14 protein-coding genes and 3 tRNA genes are annotated in these 17,186 nt (G+C 33.0%); 11 read left to right on the plus strand and 6 right to left on the minus strand.

Features of this window, described 5'->3' with window-relative positions; all coding sequences use genetic code 11:
- Positions 1–23: 23 nt before the first annotated feature.
- Positions 24–908: a cupin-like domain-containing protein gene (locus tag LO744_RS01275; RefSeq protein WP_230666605.1), complete on the minus strand. Its 885-nt coding sequence runs from the start codon at positions 906–908 to the stop codon at positions 24–26.
- Between the two features lie 452 nt (positions 909–1,360).
- Here LO744_RS01275 and LO744_RS01280 point away from each other — a divergent pair, with 452 nt between their 5' ends.
- A complete protein-coding gene (locus LO744_RS01280) occupies positions 1,361–4,117 on the plus strand; it encodes a TonB-dependent receptor (RefSeq protein ID WP_230666607.1) in 2,757 nt (918 codons plus the stop codon).
- A 66-nt stretch (positions 4,118–4,183) separates the two neighbouring features.
- On the opposite strand, the gene LO744_RS01285 is transcribed toward LO744_RS01280, so the two are convergent.
- Positions 4,184–4,681 carry a DinB family protein gene (locus LO744_RS01285; RefSeq protein ID WP_230666609.1) on the minus strand — a complete coding sequence of 166 codons (498 nt, stop codon included), beginning with the start codon at positions 4,679–4,681 and terminating at the stop codon, positions 4,184–4,186.
- Between the two features lie 131 nt (positions 4,682–4,812).
- Here LO744_RS01285 and LO744_RS01290 point away from each other — a divergent pair, with 131 nt between their 5' ends.
- From LO744_RS01290 to feoB, 3 genes are all read left to right on the plus strand, one after another.
- Positions 4,813–5,730: a GLPGLI family protein gene (locus tag LO744_RS01290; RefSeq protein ID WP_230666611.1), complete on the plus strand. Its 918-nt coding sequence runs from the start codon at positions 4,813–4,815 to the stop codon at positions 5,728–5,730.
- 182 nt (positions 5,731–5,912) lie between these two features.
- Positions 5,913–6,170 carry a FeoA family protein gene (locus LO744_RS01295; protein ID WP_230670445.1) on the plus strand — a complete coding sequence of 86 codons (258 nt, stop codon included), beginning with the start codon at positions 5,913–5,915 and terminating at the stop codon, positions 6,168–6,170.
- Positions 6,157–8,142: a ferrous iron transport protein B gene (gene feoB, locus LO744_RS01300; protein ID WP_230666613.1), complete on the plus strand. Its 1,986-nt coding sequence runs from the start codon at positions 6,157–6,159 to the stop codon at positions 8,140–8,142. Before LO744_RS01295 ends, feoB begins: the two co-directional genes overlap by 14 nt.
- A 58-nt stretch (positions 8,143–8,200) precedes the next feature.
- Here the strand turns inward: feoB and LO744_RS20365 are convergent, their stop codons facing one another.
- On the minus strand, positions 8,201–8,323 hold the full coding sequence (locus LO744_RS20365) for a hypothetical protein (RefSeq protein WP_262908584.1): 123 nt from the start codon (positions 8,321–8,323) through the stop codon (positions 8,201–8,203).
- Positions 8,324–8,383: 60 nt separating this feature from the next.
- Between LO744_RS20365 and LO744_RS01305 the strand changes: the two genes are divergently transcribed.
- From LO744_RS01305 to LO744_RS01315, 3 genes are all read left to right on the plus strand, one after another.
- A complete protein-coding gene (locus tag LO744_RS01305; RefSeq protein ID WP_230666615.1) occupies positions 8,384–9,367 on the plus strand; it encodes a DUF4421 family protein in 984 nt (327 codons plus the stop codon).
- Positions 9,368–9,500: 133 nt separating this feature from the next.
- On the plus strand, positions 9,501–10,883 hold the full coding sequence (glmM, locus tag LO744_RS01310; RefSeq protein WP_230666617.1) for a phosphoglucosamine mutase: 1,383 nt from the start codon (positions 9,501–9,503) through the stop codon (positions 10,881–10,883).
- A gap of 120 nt (positions 10,884–11,003) precedes the next feature.
- Positions 11,004–12,386: a tetratricopeptide repeat protein gene (locus LO744_RS01315; protein WP_230666619.1), complete on the plus strand. Its 1,383-nt coding sequence runs from the start codon at positions 11,004–11,006 to the stop codon at positions 12,384–12,386.
- Positions 12,387–12,528: 142 nt separating this feature from the next.
- Here LO744_RS01315 and LO744_RS01320 read toward each other — a convergent pair whose 3' ends face one another.
- From LO744_RS01320 to LO744_RS01330, 3 genes are read right to left on the minus strand one after another with little or no spacing between them, the layout of a single operon-like run.
- On the minus strand, positions 12,529–13,413 hold the full coding sequence (locus LO744_RS01320) for a DMT family transporter (protein WP_230666621.1): 885 nt from the start codon (positions 13,411–13,413) through the stop codon (positions 12,529–12,531).
- The gene (aat, locus tag LO744_RS01325; protein ID WP_230666623.1) at positions 13,400–14,053 is read right to left on the minus strand and encodes a leucyl/phenylalanyl-tRNA--protein transferase; all 654 of its coding nucleotides are present in this window, start codon (positions 14,051–14,053) and stop codon (positions 13,400–13,402) included. Before aat ends, LO744_RS01320 begins: the two co-directional genes overlap by 14 nt.
- Before the next feature lie 60 nt (positions 14,054–14,113).
- Positions 14,114–14,491, minus strand: a complete 378-nt coding sequence (locus tag LO744_RS01330; protein WP_230666625.1) for a DUF3127 domain-containing protein — start codon at positions 14,489–14,491, stop codon at positions 14,114–14,116.
- A 173-nt stretch (positions 14,492–14,664) separates the two neighbouring features.
- On the opposite strand from LO744_RS01330, the gene LO744_RS01335 reads away from it, so the two are divergent.
- The 4 genes from LO744_RS01335 to LO744_RS01350 all read left to right on the plus strand — a co-directional run bounded on the left by LO744_RS01335 (position 14,665) and on the right by LO744_RS01350 (position 17,030).
- A tRNA-Leu gene (locus tag LO744_RS01335) sits at positions 14,665–14,746 on the plus strand.
- 10 nt (positions 14,747–14,756) lie between these two features.
- Positions 14,757–14,829: transfer RNA gene (locus LO744_RS01340), tRNA-Gly, on the plus strand.
- 8 nt (positions 14,830–14,837) lie between these two features.
- Positions 14,838–14,919: transfer RNA gene (locus LO744_RS01345), tRNA-Leu, on the plus strand.
- A 530-nt stretch (positions 14,920–15,449) separates the two neighbouring features.
- Entirely contained in the window at positions 15,450–17,030 is a 1,581-nt protein-coding gene (locus LO744_RS01350) for a helix-turn-helix domain-containing protein (RefSeq protein WP_230666627.1), read from the plus strand.
- The last annotated feature ends 156 nt before the right edge of the window (positions 17,031–17,186 follow it).

Genomic DNA, 17,186 nt, shown 5'->3' on the forward strand with positions numbered 1-17,186 from the left:
GCTCCAATTTGAAGCGTATTTTTCTATTTTTTAGGTAATCCTCTTTTTAGAGCATAGTGGGCTCTTTCAACCGCTTTTTTCTCTTTCCAATCCATATAGCGTTTTTTGTAACGCCCTTTCATAAAGTTGTCAAAATTTCTTTGAACGGTAAGATTCCACAAAGAATTAGCTTTTACGGCCCAAGATTTATCCCATGCACGAAGCGAAAGTGAGAAACTGCCATCCAGATATTTCATCCAGTGCCACCATCCGGTTGGCATGAATAGGGTGTCACCGTGCTCTAAGAAACATTCAATACCTTCTACACCGTCTAATGCAGGGAATTTTTCAAAATCAGGATTTGAAATATCATAATCCTCCAAAGCATAAGTAGCGTAAGGTAATTTGTACAATCTGTCTTTCCATTTATATTCAAAAAGCAAAACATGTTTTCTTCCATTGAAATGGGTATGAAAAATGTGAGCTAAATCAATATCAAAATGTAAAAAAGTGACCGAACCTTTTCCTCCAAAAAACATAGAAGGATATTTATCTAGAAAACCACCCATCAATTCTTTCGGCGGGATGTATTCATCAAGTAATTTCGAAGCATGTTTAATAGGGTCGAAAAAGAAAATTCGTAGATCGGTAGGCTCTCTTTGAATGAGGTCTATGTAATCTGCAAATTTCATCTCAGTAGTCGGTGTATTAATAGGAGCTGCAGGATCAGCTTTTTTGCTGTCATACAAAGGAACTGTAATATCTCCTACCACTTCTTTCACATAATCCATCGTCCATTTTTGATAGGCTGGCCATTTTCTGGCCATATTTTTTATCACCACCGGCTTTCTTGGGATCAGATATTTCTCGCGGAACTCTTCTTGAGTAATATCGTCAACAATATCTATAGGCTTTAGAATAACCCCCATTTTTGTAAATTTTATATTACAAAATTATTAAATATTTACTTACGGAAAATGATTTAAGATGTTTTTAATCTATGACCTTAATCACATTTTTATTAAGTCGAAATAAAAATTACATGAATTTGAATTGTTTAAACTGTATTTTTTAAGCTAAATTCTTGTTTTTATTCATGTATTTGTGAATTTACAGTTGTTTTTTTGAAGGTACTGTCATAAAAATATGTTAAGATTTAAAAGAATGGAAAATCAATACAATTTATCACTATGTTTGTAGGTATAAAAATGAGATTTAAATATTTCAATAAAATTATATCTCTAAAAAGTGTAACAAAAGACATTAATAAATAACTAATTACTTAAATAATAAATTTTGAAATCGCTGTGAATGCTAAATACCCTCATCAATTAATGTTCGGCGATTCCAAATACTCTTTAAAAAATATAAAAATATTGATATGAAAAGACAAATTTACCTTTTTCTGATGGTCTTTTTCTCGGTGATAACGTTTGCTCAAAAAACAGTTTCTGGGAAAATTACTGATGAAGATGGGGTGGCAATACCAAGCGCAAGTGTAACGATTGAAGAACCCGGAAAAGACGCAATTCTTGCCTACGGAATTACCAATTCTAAAGGAGAATATAAAGTTTCTTTTACCTCTTCAGAATCAAATGTAGATTTAAAAGTAAAAGCCTTTAACCAAAAGCCTTTAACCAAGCAAATTACGAACAGCGATCAGACGCTTACATTCAAATTGCAGTCTGAAGCAACTGAAATAAAAGAAGTACAGCTAAAAACAAAGATGATTACATCGAGAGGTGATACTATTGCTTATGATTTGAAAGCTTTCGACCATAAGAACGATCGTACTTTGGCAGATGTAATGAGAAAAATTCCAGGAATTGAAGTGAAAACTGACGGAACAATTCTCTTCCAAGGGAATGCCATTAATAAATTTTATGTTGAAGGTAAAGATTTGATGGAAGGTGGCTATGGTACCATTACAAACTCATTACCAAAAGATGCAGTCGCAAAGCTTGAAGTTTTAGAAAATCACCAGCCTGTAAAAATGTTACAAGGGAAAATTCCTTCTGATGCTGCAGCAATTAACATTAAACTAAAAAAATCGGTTACAATGACCGGTCGAGGAGAAGTAGGCTCCGGATTTGGTGATCCATGGCTTTGGAATTTGAAATTAACCCCAATGTTTTTCAGTAAAAAGCAGCAATGGGTTGTTAATTACAAGACCAATAATATGGGAGAGCAAGTAGAAAATGAAGGAAATATATTAGCTTTTGGAAGTTCTTGGGAAGGAAGAAGAGGAAATGCTTCACAAAATACATGGTTGAATGTAGAAACGGCAAATACACCTAATCTTCCAGTTAAAAGATATTTATTTAATAATGTACATTACCTTTCTGCAAATTATTTAACGAATATTGATAATAAAAAAGAATGGGAACTGAAAGCAAATGCAAATTATACAAATAATTCTGTTGAAAGGGAAGATCAGGTGGAAACTATTTTTTCAAACGGTTTGTCTACAGTTAATACTTCTACCAGAAATAATTTTTATACAGATAAGTTGAAGGGAGAATTAATTTTTACTAAAAATGCTAAAAAAGGATTTTTTAAAAATACAACCACTTTTTCTCAATTTTGGAATGCTGACAGAGCTGTAGCGTTAAGGAATAACGGTATTGGAAATCAAGCTACAGAATCTCCTACATCTTCATTTCAAAATTCATTGAGTACTATTATTCCATGGAAAGAAAAGATGGTTAATTTAAAATCTTATATTAATTATCAGGATGACAGACAGACTTTAGAGGTTTCACCTGCAAGTTACATGCAGTTTCCATATCTGAAGCCAAAGGCTAATGAGAATGATCCTGATGAATATGGATTCATCAATTTTGCACCTGGAACAAGCGCTATTCAGAATTTCAGAATTAAGACTTTGGATACTTCACATTCTGCAAACATTAGTTTCACGACAAAAGGGTGGACTTTTACTCCACAAATTGGGGTAGACTTCTCAACAGATAAATTAAATACAAACTTTGATGGTTTGGCAGTACCGACTGGGCCAGGTGATGTTCAGCCTGATTTTTCAAGTTCTGTTTATGAAAATAACTTGACTTTTACGGAAACAGTTCCATCAGCTTCTGTGGGAATTAATTATAAATCAGACGCATGGAGCATATTTGCTAATGTACCAGTAAACCTAAATAATATTAAAGCGGAAGATGATTTAAGGAAAGTTTCAAAATCTTTAAATAAGACAACTTTTACACCGAATGCTTTTATTCAGTATTCATTTGCTTCTTTCTTTAAAGCAAGTTTAAGTGGAAATATAAGTAATAATTTTGGAGATATTCAAAGTGCTTACGCAGGATATATGTTGCTGAGCCCTTCTGGTTTCAATGTGATGGATGCTAATAACCCGATCCCAGAAATTAATACAAAATCTGCAGGTTCAAGATTAGAATACAGAAATCCGCTGAACAATTTATTTTTTAATGTAAATTATAGACTCAGCGATACAAAAAGAAACTTATTATCTTCTCCAGTTTTAGATCCAACAACAGGATTTACTTTAATTCAATATAAAAATCAGGACAATAGCTCTACAAGCAATAGTTTTAGTGGTGAGATAGGAAAATACTTTCCAAAATTTAAATCGAATATTTCATTAAATTATAGAAATTCAAATACTGTTTCGGATGCATTTTTTAGTAATACTGAATATGAAAAACAATACGAAAGCAAAAACAATAGCCAATCTTATGGTCTTAAATTCAACAATACCTACTTCAGTTGGATGAGCATAGATTATAATGTAAGCATTTCTAGAACTAAACAAGAAAACATAGGGCTTCCTGAAGGAAGAAAGTTTGCTCCAAATAAAGGATTCAACCATAATCTATCAGCTTTCATTTATCCGTTAGAGAATCATAGTATAGGCTTCAATTGGGATCAGGTAAACTCAAGTGATGGTACAAGAAAGTTTGATAATGCATTTTTTGATCTTTCATATCAGTTTGCATGGTCTGCAAAGAAAATTGACTTTGAATTGAAATGGATGAATATTGCAAATCGAAGAGTATTCGAAACATATAATATTCAAGCTTCAAAAAATGCAGTAGAATATACAAGGATTCAACTTCGACCAAGCCAAGTAATGTTTACAGTAAAATTCAACTTTAAATAAATGATAAAAACCAATCTCCTCGAGATTGGTTTTTTGTTTTAAAATCTTACAAAGATTTATTGTAACCTAAAAATTAGGGTTATCCGCTGTAGGGCCATAACTTCCCGGTAGTTCAATATCATTTAGTCTGTAATACACTCCCAGTTGTGCTCTGTGATGCGAAATCTGATTTAAACTGTGGCGAATGGCTTCATATTTTGTCCATGATGCCAGTTCATGACCATCGTTTTTCAAGGCCCATCTTGGTTCTAAATCATCTTCAGAAGCTTTATCCAGTGCTTCCATACTTGTTGTATGGTTTTCTTCTAAAACGTTTAAAAGTTCGTCTTTTGTGTTGAAGTGCTTAGGTTCCATACCGCTTTTGGCAAAATCAAGTTCGGAGGAATTGAGCATAAATCCCGGCCAGCCAAAAACTTCCGTAATATGGGTGGCAAGGTGCATCATTTTCATACTTTTAGGATGCGGTTTGTACTCATTTTTATCATTTGGAAAGATTTCTAAAAATCGTTTTGTCGTTTGATACTCAGCATTAAGCTCGTTTTTTAATTGTTTCAAAGTATCCATATTTATTTTTGTTTAGGTAAGCTTAAATTTAAAACTTTTAAAAGAGCTAAAAACTTTTTTTTGATAAAAGATGAAAAAAATCTGTAACAAAAAACAACTAATGCGAACTAATTGAGTAAACCTTTTATATAATGAAAAATATATTTTCAATCCTATTTGTTGCCGTTTTTGCTTTTGCAAATGCTCAGGAAACAGCAAACCGATTTTTTTATGAATTGACTTTTAAGCCGAAAAAGGATTCTACAAAAATTGATAAAGTAATTGCTACTTTAGATATAACAAGTAAAAAATCAATCTATCAAGATTACACAGTGGCAGCTCAGGATTCTATTATTAAATTAGCTGTTGAGGAAATGGAAAAGACTAAATCTTTTAAAGATATGTCTAAGCTTATTAAAATGCCAAAATTTTCATACAAAATTGTGAAGACATATCCTGAAATGAAAGAGCAATTTATAGATAGAATAAGTATGAACTTATTTGGTTATGACGATAATATAAAATTTAATTGGAATATTCTTCCTGAAAAAGAAAAAGTAGGAGAATATAATACCCAAAAGGCGACAACCGATTTTGCAGGAAGAAAGTGGACTGCTTGGTTCAGTACAGATATTCCTTTTCAGGATGGACCTTATAAGTTTTATGGATTGCCTGGATTAATTGTTAAGATTGAAGATGCAGAAAAAGATTATTCTTGGAAATTAAGTGGTAATAAGAAAATTGAAAATTACGAAGAATTATCTTATTCAGAAAAAATTAACGCAAAGTATGGAATGTCAAATTCGGTAACTCCTACAACTAAGGAAAAGTTTGAAAAAGCATATGCTACATTTAAAAAAGATCCAATGGGGGAGTTTCGCCAGAAAATTACTCCAGAAATGTCTAGCATGAAAATGCCAGGATCTGATATAACAATTGGAGAAATGATGAAAAAACAAGAGAAAATTGCAAAAGATTTCTTTAATTCTAATGATAATCCTATCGAGAAATCAAATTCTGTAAGTGTGGGTACTCTTGAAAAAGTAGGTAAAGAAAAAGATAAAAAATAACATTCATTTCAACTTAATTATATTTAAAATAATCCCAAATGCAGTGATGTGTTTGGGTTTATTTTGCGAGATAATTGAAGAAACGATAATTCTAACTGCCTTTAAATATGAAAAGTAGCGTTATTTAGATTAAATTTAAATAGTTATATTTGCAATCACAAAAAATAAAGGTCTTGAAGGATATTCAATTACATACATTAAGCAGTTTTCCAAAAAATAAAATTGGTAAAATTATAGGCTATGATAATGATAATCTGAGCATGCCAACCAAAATTATAGAAATGGGGCTTCTTCCGGAAACTCTGTTTAAAATCCTTTATCAGGCGCCGTTTAATGGGCCGCTTTACATAGAATTTGGCGACGAAAAAAGTCGTATTGCTCTGCGTAAAGAAGAAGGAGATTTCATCATTGTAGAAGATTTGATTAATGCAGGAAAATAACAAAAAACAGATACTTTTAGTAGGAAACCCGAATGTAGGAAAATCAACCGTTTTTAATGCGCTATCAAACAAAAAGCAGAAAACGGGAAACTATGCTGGTGTTACGGTATCAAGCCATTCAGGGAACTATTCTTATAAAAACGAAGAAGTTGAAATTGTAGATCTTCCCGGATCTTACAGTATTTATCCGAGCTCTGAAGACGAGGCTATTTTCTCTGAATTTTTGATTGATGGGCAAAAAAAATATTCCGGAGTTGTTTATATTTTGGAGGCATTAAGCATCAAAAGAGGGCTTTTGTTATTCCAGCAGATTCAGGATTTAGGAATTCCAATGATTTTGGTTTTAAATCAGATTGATCAGGCTGAAAGAAGAGGAGTTCATATTGATGTTGACAAGCTTTCTCAGGCATTAAATATCAAAATTATTCAGACCAATGCAAAAGAACAGATAGGAATAGAAGCGATTAAAGAAGCCGTTTTTACCAATGATTTTGTAAAATCTGAAAAGTCAAGTTTTGAAATTCCTGCAGAGCATAAAAATATTTTAGATAAAAATGTAGAGAATGATTATCAGGCTTGGGTGAATCTTACACTTGCAAAAAAGTCAGATTCAGACTCAAAAAACATAGTTCCGAAAAGATTACAGGTTCAGGAAACGGTAAGACGTTACCAGAATATAGATAAGATTTTAGCGGATATTATTACTACAAAAGCTCAGTTTAAAGAACTTTTAACCGAGAAATTAGACAAAGTTCTTGTTCATAAATTCTGGGGTTATGTCGTTTTCTTGTTTATTCTTTTAATTATATTCCAATGTGTTTATTTTTTGGCAGAATATCCAATGAACTGGATTGACGAAGCTTTTGCTTGGCTTTCTGGCTTTGCAGGAGAACATCTTCCGGAAGGGCCAATTAATTCGTTGGTTTCACAAGGAATTATTCCTGGTCTAGGTGGAATTATCATCTTTGCTCCACAAATCGGAATTCTTCTGTATTTCCTTTATTTACTGGAAGATTCGGGCTACATGGCAAGAGTCGTTTTCCTGATGGACAGGCTTTTAAAACCATTTGGCTTAAATGGAAAAAGTATTGTTCCTTTAGTTTCGGGAACGGCTTGTGCAATTCCGGCAGTAATTTCTACAAGAAATATTGAAAATTTAAAGGAAAGATTGCTCACCATTTTGGTAACTCCGTTTATGACTTGCTCTGCAAGACTTCCGGTGTACAGCATTATTATTGGGTTGATTATTTCAGATAAAACCATTTTGGGAATTCAATATAAAGCTTTAGTGCTTTTAGGAATGTATCTATTAGGATTTTTCGTAGCTTTATTATCGGCTGCAATTCTTAAAAACTTTATTAAAGAAGATGGTAAAACATATCTTGTGATGGATTTGCCGACCTATAAAAAACCACTTTTTGGGTATGATTTTAAACTGGTTTTAGGAAAAGTCTGGGACTTTATTACCGGAGCCGGAAAAATTATCTTTATTGTAAGTATCATTATTTGGGTCTTGAGTTATTTCGGACCGAAACAAGCTCCAGATGAGTTTGTTGCAAGCGATGTTCATCTAGATCATTCTTATTTGGCTAAAATGGGGAAAGCTATTGAACCAGCAATTGCACCGCTTGGTTACGATTGGAAAATGGGAGTGGGAATCCTGACGAGTTTCGTAGCCAGAGAAGTTTTTGTGGGAACAATGTCTACTTTATACAGTTTGGATGACGATGCGCCGGAAGGAAAAGTAATTGACAAAATGAGACACGATATAAAACCGAATGGCGAGAAAGTTTTCAATTTTGCAACGGGGGTTTCGGTGTTGTTGTTTTATGCATTTGCAATGCAGTGTGTTTCTACACTGGCAGTAGTCTACAGAGAAACCAAAAGCTGGAAATGGACTGGCTTTCAGGTGGCAATGATGACCGGTTTGGCATATTTTGTGTCGTTGATAGCTTATCAAATATTAAAATAATGGATACTTCATTAATTTTTCAATATATCATAATCGCTCTTTTGGTGGCTTTTGCCTGTTATTCTTTATATAGATTTATCAGGAAGAATTTTTCACCTAAGAAATTCAGTTCCAAAAGATCGGGTTGCGATAAAGATTGCGGATGTTCGTAGAAAATGTGAATTATTTGTAGTAATTTCATATTCTAAAAGAAAACTTCAATTTGAATTCAAAAGCAGTCTCTGTTTTTTTACTAAGTCTCTTGAGTTTTTATTTAAAAGCACAAACAGACAGTACAAAAATTAAGTCTTACGCTGATCAGGTAATGATTCGTGTAAATCTTGATACGAATATAGAAAACTATACTTTTTCAGAAGGAGGCGAAGACAATTTAAAGCAAACTATACTTGCCATCAATAACAAAACAAAGGCTTCCTTCTCTGTTGATTATAAAATCATAAGTGCAACGCTATCTTTTGCTCCACGGTTTTTCCCAGGAAATAATGATAATGAAAGAAAGGGAAACAGCTCTTATACCGATTTCAGATTTCGGTTTTTTCCTGAAAGATTTGTACAGACCGTTTATTATAAAAATGTAAAAGGTTTTTATATTGAAAATATGCAGGACCTTCTTCCGGGTTGGCAAGAAGACAGAGATTCTTATATTCAATTTCCAGATTTGAGGGTTCAGACTTTTGGTGGTTCTACAGCTTACATTTTAAAGAAAGGTTTTTCGCTAAAAAGCCTTTACACACAAGGTGAATGGCAGAAAAATAGCATTGGTAGCTGGGTTCCGTTTTTAGATTATGATTTTACGATTTTCAGGAATACCATTAATGGGCTAAAAAGTAAAGAGTATCAATATAATTTCGGTGCAAACATCGGATATTTTTACAATTGGGTGATTGCCGAAAAAGTGAGTGTTGCCCCATACTTAACCGTAGGCTTGGGTGGAAAATTGACAAGTTTTAAAGATACTTTAGAAAATGGATCAAAAGGGCCTAAGCAAAATGAACAATATCTAACAGTAAAAGGATCCGGAGGTTTGCGTATAGGGTACAATTCAGATCGTTTTTTGTTTGGTGGAATGCTCAATTTTAATGCTACAGCATATAATGAAAAAGAAAATTCTACCGTTGAAAATAACAATACCTATGGGCTTCTTTATATAGGATACCGCTTTCCGCCTCCGAAGGTTGTAAAAAGAAATTACGATAAAATTAAGAAAAAGATTCCTATCTTATAAGTTAACTGTCTTTTGAGTATCTTTGCAAACGCAAAAAATTAAAATATAGATAATCTTTTTTTTCTAAAGATTTAAAAATAAAAATGCATTTTGCGTACAAGTTAATCACTAGAAAAATAAAAATATTAATTAAATGTCATTAATAAAAAGTATTTCAGGAATTCGCGGAACAATTGGCGGAAAAGTGGGCGATAATTTAACACCACTTGATGTTGTAAAGTTTGCTTCTGCTTTCGGAACCTGGCTTCAAAATCAAAAAAATAAAAAAGATTTAACACTAATCATCGGTCGTGATGCAAGAATTTCTGGCTCGATGGTCAACTCTTTAGTGACAGCAACGTTGCAAGGATTGGGAATTAATGTAATAGATTTAGGACTTTCTACAACCCCAACGGTTGAGATAATGGTTCCTGAATTAAAAGCAGACGGTGGAATTATCCTTACCGCTTCTCACAACCCAAAACAATGGAATGCGCTGAAATTATTAAATGATAAAGGTGAATTCATCAACGGAGAAAATGGTGCTGAAGTGTTAGCTTTGGCTGAAAATGAAGATTTTAACTATGCAGAAGTTGATGATTTGGGTTCTTACGAAACAAGAGACGATGCTTTTGATATTCATATTCAGCAGATTTTAGATTTACCAATGGTAGATGTTGAAGCGATTAAAGCTAAGAAATATAAAATCGTTTTAGATGCTGTAAATTCTACAGGTGGAATTGCCATTCCAATGCTTTTAGATAAATTGGGTTGCGAAACCGTAAAATTATATTGCGAACCAAACGGACAGTTTCCTCACAATCCTGAACCGTTAAAAGAGCATTTAGGAGATATTTGTGAGCTTGTAAAGAAAGAAAATGCAGATTTTGGTGTTGTTGTAGATCCAGATGTTGACAGATTGGCTTTGGTTGACGAATTGGGTGAGATGTTTGGCGAAGAATATACTTTGGTAGCCATTGCAGATTATTTGTTGAAAAACAAAAACGGGGTAGCGATTTCAAATCTTTCTTCTAGCCGCGCTTTGAGAGATGTAGCGCAAACTCACAACTCAGAATACTTCGCAAGTGCAGTAGGAGAGGTGAATGTGGTAAACTTAATGAAAGAAAAGAATGCGGTAATCGGTGGCGAAGGAAACGGTGGAATTATCTATCCAGAACTTCATTACGGAAGAGATTCTTTGGTTGGTGTTGCTTTGTTTTTGACGCATTTGGCAAAAGAAAACAAAACAGTATCAGAATTAAGAGCGGGCTATCCAAGCTATTTTATGGGTAAAAAGAAAATTGAGCTTACTCCGGAAATTAATGTAGATGATCTTTTAACTAAAATGGAAAAAGAGTATCAAAATGAAGAGATTTCTACCATTGATGGTGTAAAAATAGATTTTGAAAACAATTGGGTTCACCTTCGTAAGTCGAATACAGAACCAATTATAAGAATCTACACAGAGGCCAAATCTCAGGAAGAAGCCGATAAACTGGGTGATGATATGATCGCAAAGATCAAAAGTTTGATTTAATTTTTAAATTAAATTCATCATTCTAAAAAAATTATTTATTAACTTTATAGTAATAAGATTTTCAGAAGCGAGTATTTGTACATCTCATATCTCTGGTCTTAAATCTTAAACTCGTTTATATTGGAAGAATATTTTGGAAATGAACTGGTAAAAAAGTTCGAAGAAATGATGGAAAATAATGATGAATTCTACTTCGATACAGAAGAGTTAGAAGACATCATTGTTTATTACTTGGAGCTTGGAGATTTTAATTATGCCGATATGGCGGTTAGTTTTGGTCTTAAACTCCATCCCAACTCTTTAGAAATCAAGATTAAAAAATTGGAGGTTCTACTAGAGTGGGAAGATTATAATATGGCGAAAGAATTAATCGACGAGTTAAAAGGCTCTTCTATGGAGCACACAGACTTTTTGGTTTGCTACGCCAAATATTATTCGAATTTGGGAAATCCTAAAAGGTCCATCGAAATCTGTAAAAAAGCCCTAGAATTGGGGGAAGAAGAAAATTTCCTCAACAATTTTATTGCAGATGAATATGTGAATCTTGGAGATCCCTTTAACGCACTTAAACATTATCAGCAAGCACTCAAAGAAGATCCAATTGATGAATATTCATTGGAGAATGCGATGGTCTGCTTTAATGATTTGAATAAGGGTGAGGAAGCAATTGCTTTTCTGAACGGTTATCTTGATGATTTCCCGTATTCAGAAGTGGCATGGAGCGAGTATGGGCAATATTATTTCAATAGAAAAAACTACGAAGAGGCCATTAAAGGTTTCGATTATATGTTGGCAATCAACTCCAGCGCAGTTGGAGTGTATGCGAGCAAAGCAGCCTGTTATGAAGCTTTAAATCAATATCAGAAAGCAATCGAGGTGTATGAAGAAATGTTGGAGTTGGAATATACAAAAGCATTTACTTTTTATAAAATCGGATTGTGCCAAAAAGCTTTAAAACAGCCGATAGTTGCTTTAAATTCTTTCCAGAAATCATTAAGAGAAGACCCTCAGTTTTATCTTGCGATGATGGAACAGTCTTACCTTTACGAAGAAATGGGTGGGATGCCGGAAGCGTTACACTATGCAAAAGAAGCAACATTATTGAATGACAGTAATCTAGATTATCAGAAAAGATTAGCATTTTTATTCATCGATTCTGGTAAATTTGAAGAAAGTCTTTCTTGTTTAAAAAAATTGATAGATGCAGAGCCTTCAAGGTTTTACAACTGGTATGCATATTCTGAAGTTTTGATGTTGGTAGGTGAGTATGAAGAGGCCGTAACGGTGCTTAATGCCGCTTTAAAACATCATTACAGAGCAGAATTGTTTTATCAATTAAGCAACTGTCAATTTATTCTTAAAAATAATGAGCTAGGTAGTGAAGCGCTAGAAAAAGCGTTAGAACTTGATGCTTCATTGATTACAGATATGCAGAAAAAATATCCGTACATCAAAGATGAGGTGAAAAAAGCAAAAGCGAAAGTTAAAAAGAAGAATTTATAGCCTGAAAGTTGGATAATGGAAGCTTTATATTTTAAATCTTCCTAAAATCGATTTTCAACATTTAATTTACATAATAAAATCCCGCATCACTGCGGGATTTTTATGTTTAGAATAATATTCGTGCATTCGTGGCAATTCTAATCTATTTTTTCACCCCTGTTTTAGCTCTTAAAAAGATTAATCCAGCAATTATGACACCTGTTCCTGAAAATTGTAAATAAGTGAGTTTTTCACCGTCTAAAATACCCCAGATAATAGCCACAATCGGCATTAGCAACGTAACAGTAGATGCAAAAAGTGGAGAGGATACTTTTAGTAATCTATAATTCATCATCATGGCCAATCCGGTTCCGAAAACAGAAAGTAAGCTTACAAACCCTAATCCAATCATATTTTGTTTGGTAAATGTAAATTCAGAAACAAAACCTGTAGAAAGTAAAGCGATGGCTGAAGGTATAAATAGGATGAAAGAAAATACAAAAGCCGATAAAACGGTAGAAGATACCTCCATTAATTTTGATTTTACAGTCGTTGTGCTCATTGCGTAACACAATGTAGCTAATAAAAGTAAGAGAATAGGAAATAATTTAAACTGAGCATTGTCGCCACCACCAAATGCGAGCAGGCAAACTCCGGTAAAGCTTATAAAAATTCCTGTCATCTGTCTTCTTGTTGTTTCAAATTTCCAAACTAAAGCTCCAACGATAATGACGAAAATAGGCATCATCGAATTGATAATTCCTGCAATACTGCTGCTGATTTCTGTTTCGGCAATAGGAAATAAGAACATGGGAATGAAATTACCTGTAAAAGCTGCTAAAATAAGCCATTTCAAATGTTTTTTAGGGAAAAGTTTATATTTTGAAATAGCAATAGGCATTAAGATAATTCCAGCAATTAAAACTCTTAAAGCTCCCACCTGATAAGGGCTGAAATGGTCTAAGGATTTTTTAATTAAAATAAATGAAGAGCCCCAGATGATGCTTAGTAAAATCAGAAGAAGCCATTTTTCTTTATCTGCGTTCATTGTTTTTGTGTAAAATTTTCAAAAAATCTTTTTTAGGAATCATTCTCGCTCCCAAACTTTCCAGATGGTCGGTGTGAGACTGACAGTCAATGAGTTCGAAGTTATTTTTATGGGTTTCTATAAAATGAATAAACCCTGCTTTGGAAGCGTTGCTCACCTTTGCAAACATACTTTCGCCACAAAATACTTTTCCTATTTGTATGCCGTAAAGTCCACCAACGAGCTCGTTATTTTGCCATACTTCTACACTTCGGGCAAGCCCATAACGGTGAAGAGTGTTAAATGTTTCCATCAGTTCATCAGAAAGCCAGGTTCCTTCCTGCCCTTTACGGCTGATTTCCTGACAATTTTTTATCACCTCTTCGAAGTTTTGATTTTCGGTAATGGTAAAAACTTTTTTGTCTAAAATTTTTCTCATCGACTTCGAAACCTTCAATTCTTCTGGAAATAACACAAATCTCGGGTCGGGGCACCACCAAAGAATTTCCTCTCCCGGATTAAACCAAGGAAAAATTCCGTTCTGATAAGCAAACCAAACCCTTTCTATAGACAAATCGCCACCAAAAGCAATAATGCCTTCGTGGCCGTCATATTGTTCCGGGTCGGGAAATGAAATTGTGTTTTCGTCTAATCGTACCATTATGATGAAAAAAAATCCCACTTTTCAAAAAGCGGGATTGGTATTTGATTTTATTTCTTATTAAAAAGGTAAATCATCGTCATCGTCACTTGCAAAAGGATTTTCGTTAGAAACCGGAGTTGCAGAATGAGAAGGCGCAGCTTGTGTAGGTTCTGAACCATTATCTAAAACTTTTTCTACTCTCCATCCTGTAATAGAGTTGAAATATTTAGTTTCTCCTTGTGGCGAAACCCATTCTCTACCTCTGATGTTGATTCCTACTTTTACATTTTCTCCTTCTTTCAATGTGTCCAACAAATTTATTTTATCTTGTAAAAATTCGATGTTGATTGGCTGCGGATATTGTTCTTGTGTAAGAATAACCATTTCTCTTTTTTGAAAACCACTTGCAAATGTTTGAACTTCAGTGATTTTCTTTACCGTTCCTTGTAATTCCATATCGTAAATATTAACGGTGTAAAAGTAATAAAATGAAATTTAAAAAGAAGGGTTTCAAATAAATTTCACAAAAATTTAATTTTTTTTTCAAAAAGATTTGGAGGTAAAGAAAAATGTCCTATATTTGCACTCAGAAAAACGAAAGAAGTTCTTTAAAATAACTCAATAATAATGCGGATGTGGTGTAATTGGTAGCCATGCCAGACTTAGGATCTGGTGCCGTGAGGCGTGGGGGTTCGAGTCCCTTCATCCGCACTACTTTATTGCGAAAATAGCTCAGCTGGTAGAGCACAACCTTGCCAAGGTTGGGGTCGCGGGTTCGAGTCCCGTTTTTCGCTCACATCACGCCCTGGTGGTGGAATTGGTAGACACGCAGGACTTAAAATCCTGTGCCTTCGGGTGTACGGGTTCAAGTCCCGTCTGGGGTACATAGAAAGACTGTTAATCATTGATTAACAGTCTTTTTTGTTTTTAAGAATAACCAACAAGGGGGTTAAATTAAAGTTTCTATTATATAATTTCCAAGTTTTCTCAATTTCATTCAACACACTAATTCACTTTTCTTTTACAATATTGCGTCTTAAAGTTAAGAATTGTACAATTTTTTTGATAATCTAAACAGCTTTGGTTTTTGAAAGTTCCTTTTAAAATTGAATACAAGACTCCAATTACATCAAATGGATGAGTTTCTTATTTTTTTCCTTGACTTTTTAATACAATTCTTAAAAAAGCTTAATCCTTAAATTTTAAACTTTTTTCTTTTGAAAATCTACAGGTGTGTGGTAAGTGTGTGGTGCTTTAATATGGCTGTGTTACTTGTGTGTGGTCTTCTGTTTTAAAATTTTCGCTTTATTGTGTTCCTTTATATAGTTTTTCTATAATTCATGGATTTACTTGATATTGATTCGGTATTTCTTAAGATTAATTGAAAAATTTATGGTAAGTAAAACACAATTGGATGATGAAAATATTAAAATTTGCAACTTTTTTGTATGCATTGATTTGCTTTGGGCAGAATAGGGTGAGTGAGGAAGTCTATCAATCAACAATTGATAGATATCAAAAGCCGTTTAAAATTTCTGATGAAAATAAAGGTCAAGGAAAATTAAGTCTTTCTAAAACTGAAGATGAGATTTCTAAGAGTTGTATGCATTTTTTCATAGGCTATTACTTTAATGGAAAATTTAGTAATAGTATTTTTTACGCCAAAAAAGCAGATGTATTATTTTTAAAAAGTAATAAAGTGGAAGAACATTTTATTGCCTCTTATTATTTATCTCTTTCTTATCAAAAATCAGGGTTTATTCAAAAAGCGGCGCAATATCTAAATGAAGCTGAGAAAACGGCTAAAAAACTTGGCAATCCTTATTATATTGCCATGGCTTTGAAGCTGAGGGCTACCTTTTTAGAAAACGAAAAAAAATTTAAAGAGGCAATACCTTATCATATATCTTACAATGCTTCTTTTCAGGAGAGTTTGAAAAAAGATTCTCACCATTCAATTTCTGAATTTACATTTTCAAAATGCTATTTGGCTTTCGATTACCTTATGATGGGTAATCTAGAAGGTGCAAAAAAGCAAATTTTACTTTTTGAATCGAGTAACGATATTTCGCAAATTTCCAATGAATTAAACTGGAGGTCTGAAATATATTATGTTTGTAAGGCTGTTATTGCGGCTAAAGAAAATGATAAAATAAGCGCGGCAAATTATTTTGATAAAGCAATTGATATTACTAGGAACAATGGAATGGATGACCGACTAACAGCCATATTAGAGCAGCGTTTAAAGCTCAATATTGATGCTTCTGAAACAAGAGAAAAGCTGTTTGCTGAATTTATAAAATGTAGAGACAATTCCAGAAAAGAAATCTTTAAAGTGGTTAATCAGGAGATGAATGGGCAAGGCGTCATTTTGGAACGGCAAAAAGAATATAAATACATTTTCATTGGTGTTGCGCTCTTTTTATCAATGGGTGTTTTACTATTTAAAAGAAGAAAAAGGAAAAAACAGAAAATATACTTTGAAGAAATTATAAAAGAGCTTGAAAGTAATAGAGAAAAGGCGAGCTCCATTGTAATAAAGGAAGAAATAAATAATGATATTGCTTCAGATTATTCCGATTCTAAATCACAAATTATACCTGAAACAACAAAAACAGATTTATTAAAAAAATTGGAACGCTTCGAGAAAGGAAATGCTTTTACGACTAAAAACTTTACCGTAAGCTGTTTGGTCAGTATTTTAGATACGAACCCGAAATACATCGTCAGTATTATAAAAGAACATTATGGGAAAACGTTTAATGAATATATTAATGATTTAAGGATTAAATATATTTTAGAATATTTACACGACAACCCAGAAAGTCTCAAATACAAGCTTACTTACCTTTCAGAGTTGGGAGGATTTTCTTCCCACAGTTATTTTACAAAAGTATTTACCAAGAAAAATAAAATTTCACCCTCAAAATTTATATTGGCTTTAAATGAAAAAAATATAAATGAAGAAAAAATAGACCGGAAAAAGGATGCTTAAAAAGTGAAGATTTATAGTTTTTTTACTAAAAAAAATCTGATTATCACAAATAAATAATCAAATTCATTAAAAGTGAATTTTGTTTAAAAATAATTTCAACTATTTGATTTTTAGCTAGTTGTTTGTTTTGTTGTCTTGTAAAATTCCAGAATTGTA

Source organism: Chryseobacterium turcicum (assembly GCF_021010565.1).
GTDB lineage: Bacteria > Bacteroidota > Bacteroidia > Flavobacteriales > Weeksellaceae > Chryseobacterium > Chryseobacterium turcicum.